At 48.7% G+C, this 813-nt stretch carries 1 pseudogene; it reads right to left on the minus strand.

Annotated elements, in window-relative coordinates:
- Nucleotides 1–176: 176 nt before the first annotated feature.
- Nucleotides 177–813: pseudogene (locus tag AACR11_RS04715) on the minus strand (conjugal transfer mating-pair stabilization protein TraG); the annotation flags it as partial.

The following is an 813-nucleotide window of genomic DNA, read 5'->3' on the forward strand; positions in this document are numbered from 1 at the left end:
TATCTCGCTCAGCAGTTGAGTGAGCTCAGGAGAGTGGGTTTGAGCTTGTGCGCTTGCGCAGGTAAGCAGCAGTAATGGCAGAATTTTTTTCATGGTAACGCTCCTTCTAGATACCTGATCATAATACCAGTATTTAGACGGTGCATAAAGTCCTTTTTTATGCACCGTGATCAATACTATTTGTTTGGGTTTTGGGTGTATCTTGGCGTAGCAGGGTACGATTGGTCGGAGGTGACGTACTCCGTCCTTTCCGGTCTGGTCACCTCACTCTCAACCTCTGGCTTGATGGTCATCTCAATGATGGGCTCTGGCTTGCTAATGGATTTTCGTGCCTGACTTTGCTGGTACTTGACGTTATCCGTTACCCCGTCAAAGCGATCTTCATTAAACAGTCCGCCAGTGCCCTTGTTGTGTAGTACATCGGTACGTGTTTGCGCGACCGTGTCTTGCGTATCATTCCATGCTTGACTCATGGTATCAGACTGCGCGGAAGACAGGTGTGGTTGCCCTGTTGCTACGCTGGCTTGATGCTCTTGGTTCATCTTACCGACGATTCGCGCCGTATCTCCGTCCAGCCCTGCCATTTTGGCAAATTGTTCGGTGCGAGTGAAGTTCTGCCAATTCATTTTAGCTTCCGCAATATCTTCTGGTTTGTGGGCGGTCATGATGCGTTGGATATCTTTTTGGTTATCAAGTGATTGCTCCAAGTAGTTCTGGAATGCTCCGTTGGCATTGGCAGTAAAGCTGCCGCCACCTGATTCCAAACGGGTTAGGGTGTTCGATAGGGCATTTAAGTCTGACTGGCTTTGCATC

The organism is Vibrio sp. L85 (assembly GCF_963871815.1).
Taxonomy (GTDB): domain Bacteria; phylum Pseudomonadota; class Gammaproteobacteria; order Enterobacterales; family Vibrionaceae; genus Vibrio; species Vibrio harveyi.